We start from the raw sequence: 16048 nt of genomic DNA on the forward strand, positions 1-16048 counted from the left end.
CGGAGGATGAGATGGCTGATTTAGACGACATCAAAGAGGGTAAGGACTTCGGTATCGACCGCCCGCAGCAGAACACGCTGTATACCCTGAAAGGCTGTGGTTCACTGGACTGGGGCATGCAGTCGCGGCTGGCGCGCATCTTCAATCCACACAGCAACCGCACGGTGATGCTGGCCTTCGATCACGGCTACTTCCAGGGGCCGACGACCGGGCTTGAGCGTATCGACCTGTCGATTGCGCCGCTGTTTGCCGATACCGACGTGCTGATGTGTACCCGCGGCGTACTGCGCAGCCAGGTGCCGGCGGCGACCAATAAACCGGTGGTGCTGCGCGCCTCCGGCGGCAACTCTATCCTGAGCGAACTCTCTAACGAATGCGTGGCGGTAGCGATGGAAGACGCGCTGCGTCTCAACGTCTGCGCGGTGGCGGCGCAGGTCTATATCGGCAGCGAATACGAACATCAGTCGATCAATAACATCATCAAGCTGGTGGATGCCGGCAACCGCTACGGTATGCCGGTACTGGCGGTCACCGGGGTTGGCAAAGAGATGACCCGCGACGCGCGCTACTTCTCGCTGGCCAGCCGGATTGCCGCCGAAATGGGCGCGCAGTTCGTGAAGACCTATTTCGTTGAAGACGGTTTTGAAAAAGTGACCGCCAGCTGCCCGGTGCCGATCGTTATCGCTGGCGGTAAAAAGCTGCCGGAGCACGAGGCGCTGGAGATGTGCTGGCGGGCGATCGATCAGGGCGCTTCCGGCGTGGATATGGGGCGCAATATCTTCCAGTCCAGCGCGCCGCGCGCGATGCTGAAGGCGGTGAAGAAGGTGGTGCATGAGAATCTGAGCGCGCGCGAAGCGTATCAGTTCTGGCAGGAAGAAAAACAGGGAGAGCTGAAATGAACGTCACGCTGGTGGAGATCAATATTAAACCCGAGCGGGTGGATGAGTTTCTCGAGGTGTTTCGCGCCAACCACGAAGGCGCGCTGCAGGAGCCGGGTAACCTGCGCTTTGATGTCCTGCAGGATCCCGAGGTGAAAACCCGCTTTTTTATCTACGAAGCCTATAAAGACGATGAGGCGGTGCTGGCGCATAAGAAGACGCCGCACTATTTAGCCTGCGTCGAAAAGCTGGAGGAGATGATGTCGCAGCCGCGGCAGAAGCGCAGCTTTATCGGCCTGTTACCGCAGGTGTGAGGGTATTCATTCACCCTCCCCCTCTCTCTGAGAGAGAGGGGGAGGGGCACTTATTACGCTTCTTCAACCGAGACGCGCAGGGCCGCCAGCGCCTTACGCGCCGCTTTCAGCACCTGCTCACACTGCTCCAGGGTGAGGGTCAGCGGCGGTTCAACGCGGATCGTCTTGGCGTTGTTTAACGTCCCGGCGACCAGCACCCGCTGTCTGAACATCTCGCTGGCAAAGTCGTAGCCAATCTCGTTATCGACAAACTCGATGGCCATCAACATGCCTTTCCCGCGCACTTCATTCACCAGGTCCGGATACTCCTGCGCCAGCAGGCGGAACCCGTCCAGCAGCATATCGCCTTTCTGCGCCGCCTGCGCCGGCAGGTTTTGCGTCAACAGCACGTTGATGGTCGCCAGCGCCGCCGCACAGGCCAGCGGGTTACCGCCGAAGGTGGTGGTGTGCAGGAACGGGTTGTCGAACAGCACCGAGAAGACCTCTTCCGTCGCCACCGTTGCGCCGATCGGCATCACGCCGCCGCCGAGCGCTTTCGCCAGACACAGAATGTCGGGCTGGACGTTCTCATGCTCGCAGGCGAACATCTTGCCGGTGCGGCCCATGCCGGTCTGCACTTCGTCGAGGATCAGCAGGGCGCCAAACTCGTCGCACAGCTTACGCACCGCCGGCAAATACCCCTGCGGTGGGAGGATCACGCCCCCTTCGCCCTGAATCGGCTCGAGGATCACCGCCGCGACATCATCACCGGTTTTCTTGCACTCGCTAAGAATGGAGCGCATGGCGTTGATATCACCGAACGGCACGTGGCGGAAACCCGGCAGCAACGGCATAAACGGTTTGCGGAAGGTCGATTTCGCGGTGGCAGACAGCGCGCCCAGCGATTTACCGTGGAAGGCGCCGCTGGTGGCGATGAAGGTAAATTTACCGCGCGGCGACTGATAGGCTTTCGCCAGCTTGATGGCCGCCTCTACCGATTCGGTACCGCTGTTGCAGAAGAAACTGTACTTTAGTTTGCCGGGCGTTAAGGCCGCCAGGGTTTTCGCCAGCATCGCGCGTAGCGGATCCAGCAGTTCCTGACTGTGAAGCGGTTGTTTCGCGAGTTGATTCTCGACGGCGGATACCACAACTGGATTACGGTGCCCTACATTGAAGATGCCAAACCCACCAAGGCAGTCGATAAATTCCTGTCCCTGGGTGTCGACAAGCGTATTTAACCCTCCCGCTTGCCACTCTACGGCTCCGTAATCCCCGCCGGCTGTGACCGATTTTCGATACTCTAAAAACCCCGGATTCACATGCTCTTTAAAGTATTCCCTGACCTCCTGGTTAAGTGCTTTCATTTCCTCATGATCAAGCGTGCGCTTTTCAATGAGATTCAGTGCGTGTGCGCTGCAGGCCAGAGCCGATGCGCTGGAAGGTAACCTGTTCAAAATGTGCTCCTGGGGCGGACGTATCACACGATACTGGATTAAGTATTGCAGGGATTACGCCAGTTCGGCAGAAGCGGTAAAAATCGGGATAAATGCAAGGTAAAAGACGAAATGTGTAAAATTTAATCTCATTGCGCCACTATTGGCACGTTTTATTCCTGAGCCGACGAGATTTTCTGCCTTGCTGCGGTGAGCGGGGCGATCCGCCGTGGTGCGGGCTGCCCTGGCACGGGGCAGCCGGTGGTGAAAAAAGAGGCTTAGTCGAGCTGAGAGATCTCCATCGCCGCCCGGTCGATAATGCCGATGATCTGCTTGAGCTGGGCGGCACTGCTGGCCTGCTGGTTCACTTTCAGGTCGAGGACCGCTTTGAAGTTTTCCAGCGCGCGCTTCATCTGCGGATCTCTTCGCAACTCACAGCCGACCATCCGGGCCTGCAGGCGCTCCTGGATATGGGCCAGATGCTCCTGGTTCTCCGCGTGCAGCTGTTTTCCCTCCTCGCTGATGACGATTTTTTTGCGTCCGTTGTCGTCTTCCACGCTGATAAGGCCCTGGTCCTGGAGCAGATCCAGCGTCGGGTAGATCACCCCCGGGCTGGGGCTGTAGTTCCCCTGGGTAAGCGTTTCGATCTCTTTGATCAGCTCATAGCCGTGGCTGGCGCTGCGGCTGAGGATGTCCAGAATGATCAACCGTAGCTCGCCGTGGCCAAAGAAACGCTGGCGACGTCCGCCGCCGCGGCGGCCATGGTCGCCGTGTTCGCTGGGGTCACCGTGGCGCCCGCGTGGCCCACGCCCCTCTTCATGATGATGTCGCATGGTTACCTCCTGTTGTGTTTTGATATATCTAATTTATATCTAAAAAATGAATGTTAGCAATGCTGGTTGTCATTTATTTTTTAATGTATTGATATTTATGTTTTTATTTTTGAGTTGTGGATTTTGATGCGGTTTGTTTTGACTATATCAAAAAAAGACTTGCATTGTTTTTAGTTGGCAATCATTATCATTTGCATCAAATTTAGATATATCTATTTCCTGTCACGAAGGCGAACGATGATGACAAAAACAAAAGCAGACAAGTACCCGCAGCGTGTCCGCAATGAGCTGCGTTTCCGTGAGCTGACGGTGCTGCGCGTAGAGCGCGTTGGCGTGGCGTTCCAGCGCATCGTGCTGGGAGGCGAGGCGCTGGAAGGCTTCGCTTCCCGCGGCTTTGACGATCATACCAAGCTTTTCTTCCCGGAGCCGGGCGCGGCATTTGCCCCGCCGCAGGTGACCGAGGAGGGGATTGACTGGGGCGAGGGCGTGCGGCCAGCCACCCGCGACTATACGCCGCTGTACGATGCCGAACGTCACGAGCTGGCTTACGATTTCTATATCCACGATGGCGGTATTGCCAGCCGCTGGGCGCTGGAAGCAAAAGTGGGCGATAAGCTGGTGATCGGCGGGCCGCGCGGCTCGCTGGTGGTGCCGGAAGATTATGCCTGGCAACTGTATGTCTGCGATGAGTCCGGCATGCCGGCGCTGCGTCGTCGTCTGCTGGGATTACGCCAGCTGCCGGTGACGCCGCAGGTGACAGCCATCGTCACAATCGCCGATGCGTCATATAAAGATTATCTGGCGGATCTCGACGGCTTTAACATCGAGTGGGTGGTGGGCCACAATCCGGCGTTCGTTGCCGAGCGTCTGGCGCAGGTTAAGGTGCCGGCGGAGGATTATTTCATCTGGCTGACCGGCGAAGGCGCGGTGGTGAAATCGCTGCTGGCACGCTTTGAAGACGAGAGTATCGATCAGCAACTGGTGCGTTCCCAGGCGTACTGGCACAGCAAGTAAACAGCCATCGTGGTAAAACCCGGATAGCGGCTTGCGCCTTATCCGGGCTACCGGCGGTGCCGTTTTTTTGTCGGGTGGCGGCTAACGCCTTTCCCGACCTATCATGCGGCGGTGTGACGTCGCCCCGGTAAGCGCAGCGCCACCGGGGGAGACTTATCGTTCCGCGAGCGCCTTAAACACCATCGCCACCGCGTGGGCGCCGGGGTCCATATTGCCGAGCAGGCTATCGCTATTGAGATAGGACGCTCGTCCGGCGCCAGCTTTGCCCGACTGGCAGGTGCGATCCGCGCCGGCCTGCGCCGCGGCAAAAGCGGCCTGCAGATTATCCGGTTCGGCGAGCAGCGCCGCCAGCGCCGGCTGCAGAGCGTCGATCATCGTCCGGTCTCCCTCATCGGCTCCGCCGTAAAACTTCATCTGCTCCAGGCCGGCGTTCAGCGCCTCGGCCACGCTGGCGCCTTGCCCCAGCTTCTGCCCGGCAGCGGTGAAGAAGATCGACATCAATACCCCGCTGGAGCCGCCCATCACCACCGTCAGGCGTTCGCCGATCAGCGCGAACAGCGTTGGCAGATCGTTTAGCGGCAACTGCTGGCGCTGCAGCAGGTCGGCAATCTCACGCGCCCCGGCGGCGAAGGTGGAGCCGGTATCGCCGTCGCCCACTTTGGCGTCCAGCGCGTTGAGATGGGCTTCAAGGCCGGAGAGGGTGCTGGTCACCTGCGCGACGTAATCGCCCACCTGCGGGTTGGTTGAGGGCGTAAAGTCGACGCGCGCGCTGGCGAGAGTGGACGGCATGATGTTAACTGCCCGCGGCTGCACCGGCTTCTGCCAGCTGGCGGTTTCCACATCCGACAGCAGGGCTTTCTCAATACTCTCTTCCAGCACGATGGTGGTCAGCGAGAAGCCTTTCATATCCAGCGCTGTCACCAGCGAGGCCGGGCCTATCAGCCAGTCAACGCGCGCCTGCAGCGGGGTGTTGGCCAGCTCGCGGGTGAGGATCGCCATCTCAGCCACCGACACGCCGCCGAGGTTATTAAGCATCACCGCCAGGCGGCCGGTTTCCGGCAGGGCGTCAGTCAGTTTTTCCACCATCAGGTTGACGATTTCCGCGCTGTTATGCGTGGCGATGGTTGAGGCCCCGGGCTCACCGTGGATGCCCATTCCCAGCTCGGCGTGACCGGCCTGATGGCGCGGCGCGCTTTCCGCTTCCTGCGGCAGATGACAGCTGGCCAGCGCCACCCCGATACTGGCGGTATGGTTGGCGGCATATTGCGCTTCACGCAGAACGGTGGCGAGGTTGAAGCCGCGCTCGGCGAAATAGCCCGCCACTTTATGTACCAGAATGGTCCCGGCGATGCCGCGCGGCTGTTTGTTATCCGGCAGCGAAATGTCGTCGCCAACGATCAGCATTTCAACGTTATAGCCGAGTCGGCGCGCTTTCTCCGCCGCCAGACCGAAGTTAAGCCGGTCGCCGGTGTAGTTTTTGACGATCAGCAGGCAACCTGCCTCACCGGTCACCGCCTGAATGGCGGTAAGCACCGCGTCGACGCTCGGTGAGGCGAACAGATCGCCGCAGACTGCAGCGGTCAGCATGCCTTTACCGATAAAGCCGACGTGCGCCGGTTCATGGCCGGCGCCGCCGCCGGAGATCACCGCTACGTTGTTTTTATTCAGGTCGCGACGGACCACTACCCGGATCGCCGGGTCGCTCTCCAGCCGGGCGAGGTTATTCCACGGGCTGGCGATAATGGTTCCCTCAATCACATCGTTGACGAGGCTGGCGCGCTGGTTAAAAAAGAATTGAGACATAGTGGTTCCTGAAGAATAAGCGAAAACTCACCCTCCGGAGGCAGGCCTCCGGAGCGGTAACGGTCAACGTGAATTTTAGTCACGGATAAGGCGTTGGTTACGCATATCGAGCGCGATGGCTTCGCCAGGCTGAATATCATTCAGCGCCTCGCCCTGCAGGCACAGCCAGGCGATCCCCGCGGCGCGGGCGATAATCGCGCCGTGGGCCTGTTCGCTGCCGTCGCGCAGGCACAGGCCTTTGACGAGGCTGGCATCCAGCTGTAAGACGGTCGATGGATAAATGTTGTCGGCAATAATAATCGTCGGCTCGCCGGGCGTCGGCAGCGTCTCCTGAATACCCTGCAGATGGCGCAGGGTGCGCTGCAGAATATCTTCGATATCGATGTAGCGCGCCTGCAGATAGGGGTCTTCCAGCTGGCGGTACTGGTGGCTGATCTCCATCAGCACCTGATGCCACGCCCATTCCGCCGAGCATTGTTCGGTGAGCAGACGATCGTTGGCGGCATCAAACAGATCGTCATCATCGAGCAGAGTGTGGTGCCCGGCGAAGATCGCCGCGATGTCGGCGTTCAATTTATTTTCTGCCAGCTCGGTCAGGGCGGTGAGATCCGCCAGCGTCTGGTCAATGGCCCGGCGCAGGCGCTGCTGTTCGCGGGCGACATCGGCGGCAGCCGGGCTGACTGGCTGGATCAGGGCCAGCGGATAGCGCAGCGCAACGCCTTCGACGCGCTCGGGCGTTGCCGGAGCCGCTGCCGGTTGCCCCGCAGGTGATTCACCGAAGTTATCGGCGGCCAGCGCCTGAAACGCCGCCAGCGCCGCGTCGGCATCCGGACCGCGGGCCAGCAGCCGCAGTTTATCGTTGCGGCGTACCTGCAATAGCGCGATTTGGTTGAGGCTGTCCGGTTTGACGCACTTCCCGTTTTTCTCCAGCAGCAGATCGGCATTAAAACCCGCCAGCGCGGCGACCAGCTTCGACGCCGGTCGCACGTGCAGGCCGTTGTGGTTCTGAATGATCACCGCAAGCGATTTGCGGTCGCCGTCGTCGGCAAGCGTCGGCGTTGGCGCGGCGTCAGGGGTTGGCGAAGGTAAACCCAGTTGGATCCGCTTGGCTTCCAGAGCGCTCATGGCATCGGCGATCACCTTGTCGATCCCGGCGCCGGAGGCGGCGCTGACGGTGGCCGCCAGCGTCCCTTCCACCAGCGGCGCGGCGCACAGCCGCACCTTCGCGGCAATCGCCGGATCGAGCAGATCGAGGGCGGTTTCGGCGCTGAGCAACGCGCTGCCGATATCCATCATCACCAGCACGTGATCGGTATCGGCGACGGATTCAATCGCTTCCATGACTTTTATTGGATCGGTGCCGATCGGGCTGTCGGGGTCGTCGATCCCGGCGGCGATCGCCAGCTTGCAGCCATCGTTCATTAACATCTGCCGGGCCAGTTCTCCGACACCTTCGCCCAGCCGGGCGCTATGAGAAACAATAACCAGGTTTACCATCGCGATTTCCTTACTCTTTGGCGGCGGCGGCCAGCATCTGAACCATAAACAGCACCGAGGTTGCGCCGGGATCCTGATGTCCGATGCTGCGCTCGCCGAGATAGCTGGCGCGGCCTTTACGTGCCTGCATAGTGATGGTGGCGTGGGCGGCGCGCTCGGCCACTTCGCAGGCGGCATCCAGCGCGGCGGCGATCGACAGGTGCTGCTCGCTGGACTGGCGCAGGGAGTCCGCCACCGGTAGCCAGACGTCGCACATGGTTTTATCCCCTGGCTCCGCTTTGCCGCGGTTGACCACCCCGTCCGCGCCTTCGCGGATCATCAGGTACAGTTCGTCGAGGGTCAGGCTTTGGTGGGCCTGGGTGACCTGCGCGGCGCGAATAAAGAAGGTGCCGAACAGCGGGCCGCTGGCGCCGCCAACGTTGGAGAGCAGCGTCATACCGGTATTTTTGAGAATAAAGCCGATGTCTTTATCGGCGATCGACGGCAGCTTTTCCACCACCTTGCTGAAGCCGCGGTGCATATTGAGGCCGTGGTCGGCATCGCCGATCTCTTTATCGAGGCCGGTGAGAAAATCGCTCTGTTTGGTGAAGATATCGCCGCAGCGGTACAGCCAGTCGACGATTTGCGTTCTGTTCAGTGACATGGTGTGCTCCTTAGTTTCCCCAGTTCAGCGCCGGGGTATGAACCGGGGCGTCCCATAGCGCCAGCGTCTCATCATCCACTTTCAGCAGAGTGATGGAGAAGCCCGACATATCCAGCGAGGTACAGTAGCTGCCGATGAGGTTGCGTTCGATGATGATGCCGGACGCTTCGCAGCGCTGGGCGAGGTGGTTATACACGCCATACAGTTCAGAAAGCGGGGTGGCGCCGAGGTTATTGACCAGCGCGATAACCCGGTCGCCGTTTTGCAGCGCGGTTTTGCTCTGCTTCACTTCCTGCCACGCGCCCTTAACGGTATCCCACTGGCGCAGCGTGCGGCTGTAGGCGCCGTTTTCCAGTAGGGTATCGAACATCTCATCGACGGTTTGGTCCAGCGAGCTGAAGCGGCGGCGGTCGATGCCCGGCTCGCCGTGAATGCCGACGCCAAACTCCATCTCGTCATCTTCCAGCGTAAAGGAGGGCTGCCCGGCGGCGGGTACAGTGCAGGCGCCGAGGGCGATACCAATCGAGTGGCCAAGATTGTTCAGGCGGCGGCCCAGTTCAGCACAGGCTTCCAGCGAGTCGCCGCGCTCGGCGGCGGCGCCGACCAGTTTTTCGATCAACACGGTATTGGCGACGCCGCGGCGACCGGCGGTATAGAGGCTATCTTTCACCGCCACGTCGTCGTCGACCACTACGGTGGTGACTTTAATGCCGCTCTCATGCAGCAGCTCGGTGGCGGTTTCGAAGTTCAGGATGTCGCCGGTGTAGTTTTTGATAATCAGCAGAACGCCTTCGCCGCCGTCAATTTGCATCGCGCATTCGAACATTTTGTCCGGCGTCGGCGAGGTGAAGATTTCCCCCGGGCAGGCGCCAGAGAGCATCCCCTGGCCGATGTAGCCGCAGTGCATCGGCTCATGGCCGCTGCCGCCGCCGGAGAGCAGGGCAACCTTGCCGGCCACCGGCGCGTCGGCGCGGGTGACATACAGCGGGTCCTGATGCAGGGTCAATTGCAGATGGGCTTTAGCCAGCCCCTGTAATTGTTCATTCAGTACATCTTCAACACGGTTAATCAGCTTTTTCATTATTCAGTGCTCCGTTGGAGAAGGTTCGATGCAGCCTCTCTGCTGACGGAGGCGGTCATCGTGTAGGGGTATCGTCTGACGGTGCAGCGTGCCTGGCGATATGATGATTCTGGCTGAGCGGGCGAAAAAAAGAATGCCCCTGCGATTAGGTTCCATTACGAAACATTGCTTCCTGGTTTTGTTTCTTTATGGAACGTTTTTGCTGAGGAAACGATGAAAATGCGAGCTGGCGCGCTTTTTTTCTCCTGCCATAGGCGCCGGTCAGGGGGGCTGACGAAGTGGGTGGGAAAAAATTTTTTGCTGATTTTCATCCGACAGTGGGAGAAAAGACGGCCGAAAAAGGGGGATGGTAAGGGCATTATGCGGCAGAGGAGCGGATCGCGATCGCAATCCTGACGGAGAGTAGGGTTTTTTGTTCCAATATGAAACGTAAAAATTTAAGCTGTGTTTCATATCAGAACAAAAAGGTGAAAGATTTTTTTGTTCCCTGCCGGCCCTACAGTGATCGCACTGCTCCGGTACCGTTCCATTCAGGCCGCGTTTTACCGGCCGGCGCGGATAACGCCAGGGCTCATCATGTCTACATGCGCACTTATTTGAGGGTGAAAGGAATGCTAAAAGTTATTCAATCTCCAGCCAAATATCTTCAGGGTCCTGATGCTGCTGTCCTGTTCGGTCAATATGCCAAAAACCTGGCGGAGAGCTTCTTCGTCATCGCCGACGACTTCGTGATGAAGCTGGCGGGGGAGAAAGTGGTGAATGGCCTGCAGAGTCACGATATTCGCTGCCATGCGGAACGGTTTAACGGCGAATGCAGCCATGCGGAAATTAACCGGCTGATGGCGATTTTGCAAAAACAGGGCTGCCGCGGCGTGGTCGGCATCGGCGGCGGTAAAACCCTCGATACCGCGAAGGCGATCGGTTATTACCAGAAGCTGCCGGTGGTGGTGATCCCGACCATCGCCTCAACCGATGCGCCGACCAGCGCGCTGTCAGTGATCTACACCGAAGCGGGCGAGTTTGAAGAATATCTGATCTATCCGAAAAACCCGGATATGGTGGTGATGGACACGGCGATTATTGCCAAAGCGCCGGTGCGTCTGCTGGTCTCCGGCATGGGCGATGCGCTCTCCACCTGGTTTGAGGCCAAGGCCTGCTACGATGCGCGCGCCACCAGCATGGCCGGGGGGCAGTCCACCGAGGCGGCGCTGAGCCTCGCCCTCCTGTGCTATGATACGCTGCTGGCAGAGGGCGAAAAGGCGCGTCTGGCGGCACAGGCCGGGGTGGTGACCGAAGCGCTGGAGCGCATCATCGAGGCGAACACCTACCTCAGCGGCATTGGTTTTGAAAGCAGCGGCCTCGCCGCCGCCCATGCGATCCACAATGGCTTCACTATCCTCGAAGAGTGCCATCACCTGTATCACGGTGAGAAAGTGGCCTTCGGTACCCTGGCGCAGCTGGTGCTGCAGAACAGCCCGCTGGACGAGATTGAAACCGTGCTGGGCTTCTGTCAGCGCGTTGGTCTGCCGGTGACGCTCGCGCAGATGGGTGTCAAAGAGGGGATCGACGCGAAAATCGCCGCGGTGGCGAAAGCCACCTGCGCGGAAGGGGAAACCATTCACAATATGCCGTTTGCAGTGACCCCGGAGAGCGTTCACGCCGCTATCCTCACCGCCGATCTGTTAGGCCAGCAGTGGCTGGCGCGTTAATTCGCTGTGACTAAACCGCTGGCGCAGGTCAGCGGTTTTTCTTTCTCCCCTCTGGCAGTTGCTGCCGGAGGGGTTCTCTATGGTAAAACGCGGAAAAGGATATGACTGTTCAGACTCAGGATACCGGGAAGGCGGTCTCTTCCGTCATCGCCCAGTCATGGCATCGCTGCAGCAAGTTTATGCAGCGCGAAACCTGGCAAACGCCGCACCAGGCCCAGGGCCTGACCTTCGACTCGATCTGTCGGCGTAAAACTGCGCTGCTGACCATTGGTCAGGCGGCGCTGGAGGACGCCTGGGAGTTTATGGACGGCCGTCCCTGCGCGCTGTTTATTCTTGATGAGTCCGCCTGCATCCTGAGTCGCTGCGGTGAACCGCAAACCCTGGCGCAGCTGGCTGAACTGGGATTTCGCGACGGCAGCTACTGCGCGGAGAGCATTATCGGCAGCTGCGCGCTGTCACTGGCCGCGATGCAGGGGCAGCCGATTAACACCGCCGGCGATCAGCATTTTAAGCAGGCGCTGCAGCCGTGGAGTTTCTGTTCGACGCCGGTGTTTGATAACCACGGGCGGTTGTTCGGCTCCATCTCCCTCGGCTGCCTGGTGGAGCAGCAGTCCAGCGCCGACCTCTCCCTGACGCTGGCCATCGCCCGCGAAGTGGGGAATTCCCTGCTCACCGACAGCCTGCTGGCGGAGTCCAACCGCCACCTCAATCAGATGTATGGCCTGCTGGAGAGCATGGACGATGGCGTGATGGCGTGGAACGAGCAGGGCGTCCTGCAGTTTCTCAATGTTCAGGCGGCAAGACTGCTGCATCTTGATACCCAGGCCAGCCAGGGAAAAAATATCGCCGATCTGGTGACCCTCCCGGCGCTGTTGCGCCGCGCCATCAAGCACGCCCGCGGCCTGAATCACGTTGAAGTCACTTTCGAAAGCCAGCATCAGTTTGTCGACGCGGTGATCACCTTAAAACCGATTGTCGAAGCACAAGGCAACAGCTTTATCCTGCTCCTGCACCCGGTGGAGCAGATGCGACAGCTGATGACCAGCCAGCTGGGTAAAGTCAGCCACACCTTTGAGCAGATGTCAGCCGACGATCCGGAAACCCGGCGCCTGATCCACTTTGGCCGTCAGGCGGCGCGCGGCGGCTTCCCGGTGCTGCTATGCGGCGAAGAGGGGGTTGGGAAAGAGCTGCTGAGCCAGGCCATCCACAATGAAAGCGAACGGGCGGGCGGCCCTTATATCGCCGTCAACTGCCAGCTGTATGCCGACAGCGTGCTGGGCCAGGACTTTATGGGCAGCGCCCCCACTGACGATGAGAATGGCCGCCTGAGCCGGCTTGAGCTGGCCAACGGCGGCACCCTGTTTCTGGAAAAGATTGAGTATCTGGCGCCGGAGCTGCAGTCGGCCCTGCTGCAGGTGATTAAGCAGGGGGTGCTCACTCGCCTCGACGCCCGGCGCCTGATCCCGGTGGATGTGAAGGTGATTGCCACCACCACCGTCGATCTGGCCAACCTGGTGGAACAGAACCGCTTTAGCCGCCAGCTGTACTATGCGCTGCACTCGTTCGAGATAGTCATCCCGCCGCTGCGCGCCCGGCGCAACAGTATCCCGTCGCTGGTGCATAACCGGCTGAAAAGCCTGGAGAAGCGTTTCTCTTCGCGGCTGAAAGTAGACGATGACGCGCTGGCGCAGCTGGTGGCCTACTCGTGGCCGGGGAATGATTTTGAACTCAACAGCGTCATTGAAAACATCGCCATCAGCAGCGATAACGGCCACATTCGCCTGAGTAATCTGCCGGAATATCTCTTTTCCGAGCGGCCGGGCGGGGATAGCGCGTCATCGCTGCTGCCGGCCAGCCTGACCTTTAGCGCCATCGAAAAGGAAGCCATCATTCACGCCGCCCGGGTGACCAGCGGGCGGGTGCAGGAGATGTCGCAGCTGCTCAATATCGGCCGCACTACCCTGTGGCGCAAAATGAAGCAGTACGATATTGACGCCAGCCAGTTCAAGCGCAAGCATCAGGCCTAGTCTCCTCGATACGCGCCATAGAGAACAGGGCATCCGACAGACGATTGCTGTAGCGTTTGAGCGCGTCGCGCAGCGGATGCGAGCGGTCCATGGCCATCAGCAAGCGTTCGAGCCGACGGGCCACCGTGCGCGCCACGTGCAGCTGGGCGGAGGCGAGATTCTTCCCCGGGATCACAAACTGTTTTAACGGGCCGCTCTCGGCCATATTGCGGTCGATAAGCCGCTCCAGGGCGGTGATCTCCTCTTCGCCGATCGTCTGGCTCAGGCGGGCCAGGCCCCGCTCATCGCTGGCCAGTTCAGCCCCCAGCACGAACAGCGTCTCCTGAATCTGATGCAGGCTTTCCCGCAGCCCGGCGTCGCGGGTCGTGGCGTAGCAGACGCCCAGCTGGGATATCAGTTCATCGACGGTACCGTAAGCTTCGACGCGAATATGGTTTTTCTCGATGCGGCTGCCGCCGTACAGGGCGGTGGTGCCTTTATCCCCGGTGCGGGTATAGATACGGTACATTCAGTTTCTCTCACTTAACGGTAGAACTTTTACCAGCTGCCCGGCGTTGGCGCCGAGCGTACGCAGATGATCGCCGCTATCGGTGATGTGCCCGGTGGCCAGCGGCGCGTCCGCGGGCAATTGGGCATGGGTTAGGGCTATCTCGCCGGACGCGCTGAGCCCGATGCCTACCCGCAGGGGCGAGCTTCTGGCCGCCAGCGCGCTCAGCGTACCGGCGTCACCGCCTCCGTCATAGGTTATGGTCTGGCAGGGGACCCCCTGCTCCTCCAGCCCCCAGCACAGCTCATTGATGGCGCCGGCATGGTGCCCGCGCGGATCGTAAAACAGGCGTACACCTGGCGGTGAAAGCGTCATGACGGTCCCCTCGTTAACCCTTAGAAGGCCTGGCGGAAAATCGCGGCAATCTCCTGCTCGTTGCCTTTACGCGGGTTCGAGAACGCGTTGCCGTCTTTCAGGGCCATCTCCGCCATGTACGGGAAGTCGGCCTCTTTTACCCCCAGATCGCGCAGATGCTGCGGAATACCGATATCCATCGACAGACGCGTGATAGCGGCGATCGCTTTTTCCGCCGCGTCGAGGGTGGACAGTCCGGCTATGTTTTCGCCCATCAGTTCAGCGATATCAGCGAATTTTTCCGGGTTGGCGATCAGGTTATAGCGCGCCACGTGCGGCAGCAGGACGGCGTTGGCCACGCCGTGCGGCATGTCGTACAGCCCGCCCAGCTGGTGCGCCATGGCGTGCACGTAGCCGAGGTTGGCGTTATTGAAGGCCATCCCGGCCAGCAGAGAGGCGTAGGCCATATTTTCCCGTGCCTGAAGGTTGCTGCCGAGGGCCACGGCCTGGCGCAGATTGCGGGCGATGAGGCGGATCGCCTGCATGGCGGCGGCGTCAGTGACCGGGTTGGCGTCTTTGGAGATATAGGCCTCTACGGCGTGGGTCAGGGCATCCATCCCGGTCGCCGCGGTCAGGGCGGCCGGTTTGCCGATCATTAGCAGCGGATCGTTGATGGAGACCGACGGCAGGTTGCGCCAGCTGACGATCACAAACTTCACTTTGGTTTGGGTGTTGGTCAGGACGCAGTGGCGGGTGACCTCGCTGGCGGTGCCGGCGGTGGTGTTGACCGCGACGATGGGCGGCAGCGGGTTGGTCAGGGTCTCGATTCCGGCATACTGGTACAGATCGCCCTCATGGGTGGCGGCGATGCCGATGCCTTTGCCGCAGTCGTGCGGGCTGCCGCCGCCCACAGTAACGATGATGTCGCACTGTTCGCGGCGAAATACGGCGAGGCCGTCACGCACGTTGGTGTCTTTTGGGTTGGGCTCGACGCCGTCAAAGATCGCCACCTCTATACCGGCCTCCCGCAGATAATGCAGGGTTTTATCCACCGCGCCATCTTTAATTGCCCGCAGGCCTTTGTCGGTGACCAGCAGGGCTTTTTTCCCCCCCAGCAGCTGGCAGCGTTCGCCGACCACGGAAATAGCGTTGGGGCCGAAAAAATTAACGTTTGGCACCAGATAATCAAACATACGATAGCTCATAATATACCTTCTCGCTTCAGGTTATAATGCGGAAAAACAATCCAGGGCGCACTGGGCTAATAATTGATCCTGCTCAACCGTACCGCCGCTAACGCCGACGGCGCCAATCACCTGCTCATTAAAAATAACGGGCAGGCCACCGCCAAAAATAATAATTCGCTGTTGGTTGGTTAGCTGAAGACCATACAGAGATTGTCCGGGCTGGACCGCTGGCGTAATTTCATGGGTACCTTGTTTGAGGCTGCAGGCGCTCCAGGCTTTATTCAGGGAAATATCGCAGCTGGAGACGAAGGCCTCGTCCATCCGCTGGATAAGCAGCGTATTACCTCCGCGGTCGACCACGGAAAATACCACAGGTACGTTGATCTCAGTGGCTTTTTGTTGCACCGCTGCCGCCATTTTCTGGGCGGCGGCCAGGGTGATTGTCTGAACTTGTTGGCTCTTTTCCATCATTCTCTCCCGCGCCAGGATAATGCTGTCGCGTATAGTCAGTAGGGGGCGATAGTAAAAAACTATCACCAGACGGTTGGCTTGCTTTATTTTTGTTAGCGTTATTTTGTCGCCCGCCATGATTTAGTCAATAGGTCTAAAACGGCTTCGGGAAAACGCGAGGGGAGGCTTTTTTCATTAATTGATTTATATCATTGCTGATGATCACATTTTTTATTTTTGCCGTGGGGATGGAGTTTCACAGTGAAACTGTTTGCCGATTTAACGTGCCAAATTGAAACGAAATTAATTTTATTTTTTTCAGCACTGGCTCATTTAAAGTTCCGCTATTGCCGGTAATG

The 16048-nt window shown here is 59.5% G+C and carries 16 protein-coding genes; 5 read left to right on the top strand and 11 right to left on the bottom strand.

Translation table 11 applies throughout. The annotated features are described in order from the left end of the window. The first annotated feature begins 11 nt into the window (after window positions 1–11). Window positions 12–899: a 3-hydroxy-5-phosphonooxypentane-2,4-dione thiolase gene (gene lsrF / locus CWM53_RS14535; RefSeq protein WP_100730016.1), complete on the top strand. Its 888-nt coding sequence runs from the start codon at window positions 12–14 to the stop codon at window positions 897–899. Then, window positions 896–1192, top strand: coding sequence for a (4S)-4-hydroxy-5-phosphonooxypentane-2,3-dione isomerase (lsrG, locus tag CWM53_RS14540; protein ID WP_002917723.1), 297 nt, complete (start codon window positions 896–898; stop codon window positions 1190–1192). The genes lsrF and lsrG overlap by 4 nt, the downstream gene beginning before the upstream one ends. Before the next feature lie 53 nt (window positions 1193–1245). Here the strand turns inward: lsrG and ygjG are convergent, their stop codons facing one another. Next, window positions 1246–2625 carry a putrescine aminotransferase gene (ygjG, locus tag CWM53_RS14545; RefSeq protein ID WP_074387538.1) on the bottom strand — a complete coding sequence of 460 codons (1380 nt, stop codon included), beginning with the start codon at window positions 2623–2625 and terminating at the stop codon, window positions 1246–1248. Window positions 2626–2882: 257 nt separating this feature from the next. Beyond that, entirely contained in the window at window positions 2883–3437 is a 555-nt protein-coding gene (locus tag CWM53_RS14555) for a PadR family transcriptional regulator (RefSeq protein WP_004181384.1), read from the bottom strand. Window positions 3438–3674: 237 nt separating this feature from the next. On the opposite strand from CWM53_RS14555, the gene CWM53_RS14560 reads away from it, so the two are divergent. Next, complete coding sequence (locus CWM53_RS14560; RefSeq protein ID WP_165785079.1) at window positions 3675–4451, top strand: siderophore-interacting protein; 777 nt, start codon at window positions 3675–3677, stop codon at window positions 4449–4451. 153 nt (window positions 4452–4604) lie between these two features. Here the strand turns inward: CWM53_RS14560 and CWM53_RS14565 are convergent, their stop codons facing one another. The 5 genes from CWM53_RS14565 to CWM53_RS14590 form a co-directional block, all read right to left on the bottom strand. After that, window positions 4605–6254: a glycerone kinase gene (locus tag CWM53_RS14565; RefSeq protein ID WP_100676267.1), complete on the bottom strand. Its 1650-nt coding sequence runs from the start codon at window positions 6252–6254 to the stop codon at window positions 4605–4607. Window positions 6255–6329: 75 nt separating this feature from the next. Next, entirely contained in the window at window positions 6330–7751 is a 1422-nt protein-coding gene (gene dhaM, locus CWM53_RS14570) for a dihydroxyacetone kinase phosphoryl donor subunit DhaM (protein ID WP_100730014.1), read from the bottom strand. Between the two features lie 10 nt (window positions 7752–7761). Next, window positions 7762–8394: a dihydroxyacetone kinase subunit DhaL gene (gene dhaL, locus CWM53_RS14575; RefSeq protein ID WP_032736444.1), complete on the bottom strand. Its 633-nt coding sequence runs from the start codon at window positions 8392–8394 to the stop codon at window positions 7762–7764. 10 nt (window positions 8395–8404) lie between these two features. Then, window positions 8405–9475, bottom strand: a complete 1071-nt coding sequence (dhaK, locus tag CWM53_RS14580) for a dihydroxyacetone kinase subunit DhaK (RefSeq protein ID WP_100730013.1) — start codon at window positions 9473–9475, stop codon at window positions 8405–8407. Window positions 9476–9630: 155 nt separating this feature from the next. Continuing rightward, on the bottom strand, window positions 9631–9834 hold the full coding sequence (locus CWM53_RS14590) for a hypothetical protein (protein WP_100730012.1): 204 nt from the start codon (window positions 9832–9834) through the stop codon (window positions 9631–9633). A gap of 252 nt (window positions 9835–10086) precedes the next feature. On the opposite strand from CWM53_RS14590, the gene CWM53_RS14595 reads away from it, so the two are divergent. After that, window positions 10087–11184: a glycerol dehydrogenase gene (locus CWM53_RS14595; RefSeq protein ID WP_100730011.1), complete on the top strand. Its 1098-nt coding sequence runs from the start codon at window positions 10087–10089 to the stop codon at window positions 11182–11184. A 101-nt stretch (window positions 11185–11285) separates the two neighbouring features. Continuing rightward, window positions 11286–13211: a dihydroxyacetone kinase operon transcriptional regulator DhaR gene (gene dhaR, locus CWM53_RS14600; protein WP_100631950.1), complete on the top strand. Its 1926-nt coding sequence runs from the start codon at window positions 11286–11288 to the stop codon at window positions 13209–13211. Here dhaR and CWM53_RS14605 read toward each other — a convergent pair. From CWM53_RS14605 to CWM53_RS14620, 4 genes are read right to left on the bottom strand one after another with little or no spacing between them, the layout of a single operon-like run. After that, entirely contained in the window at window positions 13189–13719 is a 531-nt protein-coding gene (locus CWM53_RS14605) for a cob(I)yrinic acid a,c-diamide adenosyltransferase (protein WP_074387545.1), read from the bottom strand. The genes dhaR and CWM53_RS14605 overlap by 23 nt on opposite strands. Further along, window positions 13720–14073 carry a glycerol dehydratase reactivase beta/small subunit family protein gene (locus CWM53_RS14610; RefSeq protein ID WP_061153252.1) on the bottom strand — a complete coding sequence of 118 codons (354 nt, stop codon included), beginning with the start codon at window positions 14071–14073 and terminating at the stop codon, window positions 13720–13722. Window positions 14074–14093: 20 nt separating this feature from the next. After that, entirely contained in the window at window positions 14094–15257 is a 1164-nt protein-coding gene (gene dhaT / locus CWM53_RS14615) for a 1,3-propanediol dehydrogenase (protein WP_061153253.1), read from the bottom strand. A gap of 21 nt (window positions 15258–15278) precedes the next feature. Next, the gene (locus tag CWM53_RS14620) at window positions 15279–15707 is read right to left on the bottom strand and encodes a GlcG/HbpS family heme-binding protein (RefSeq protein WP_074387546.1); all 429 of its coding nucleotides are present in this window, start codon (window positions 15705–15707) and stop codon (window positions 15279–15281) included. Between the last annotated feature and the right edge of the window lie 341 nt (window positions 15708–16048).

Origin of the sequence: Klebsiella sp. A-Nf5 (assembly GCF_002810545.1) — a bacterium.
Taxonomy (GTDB): domain Bacteria; phylum Pseudomonadota; class Gammaproteobacteria; order Enterobacterales; family Enterobacteriaceae; genus Klebsiella; species Klebsiella variicola.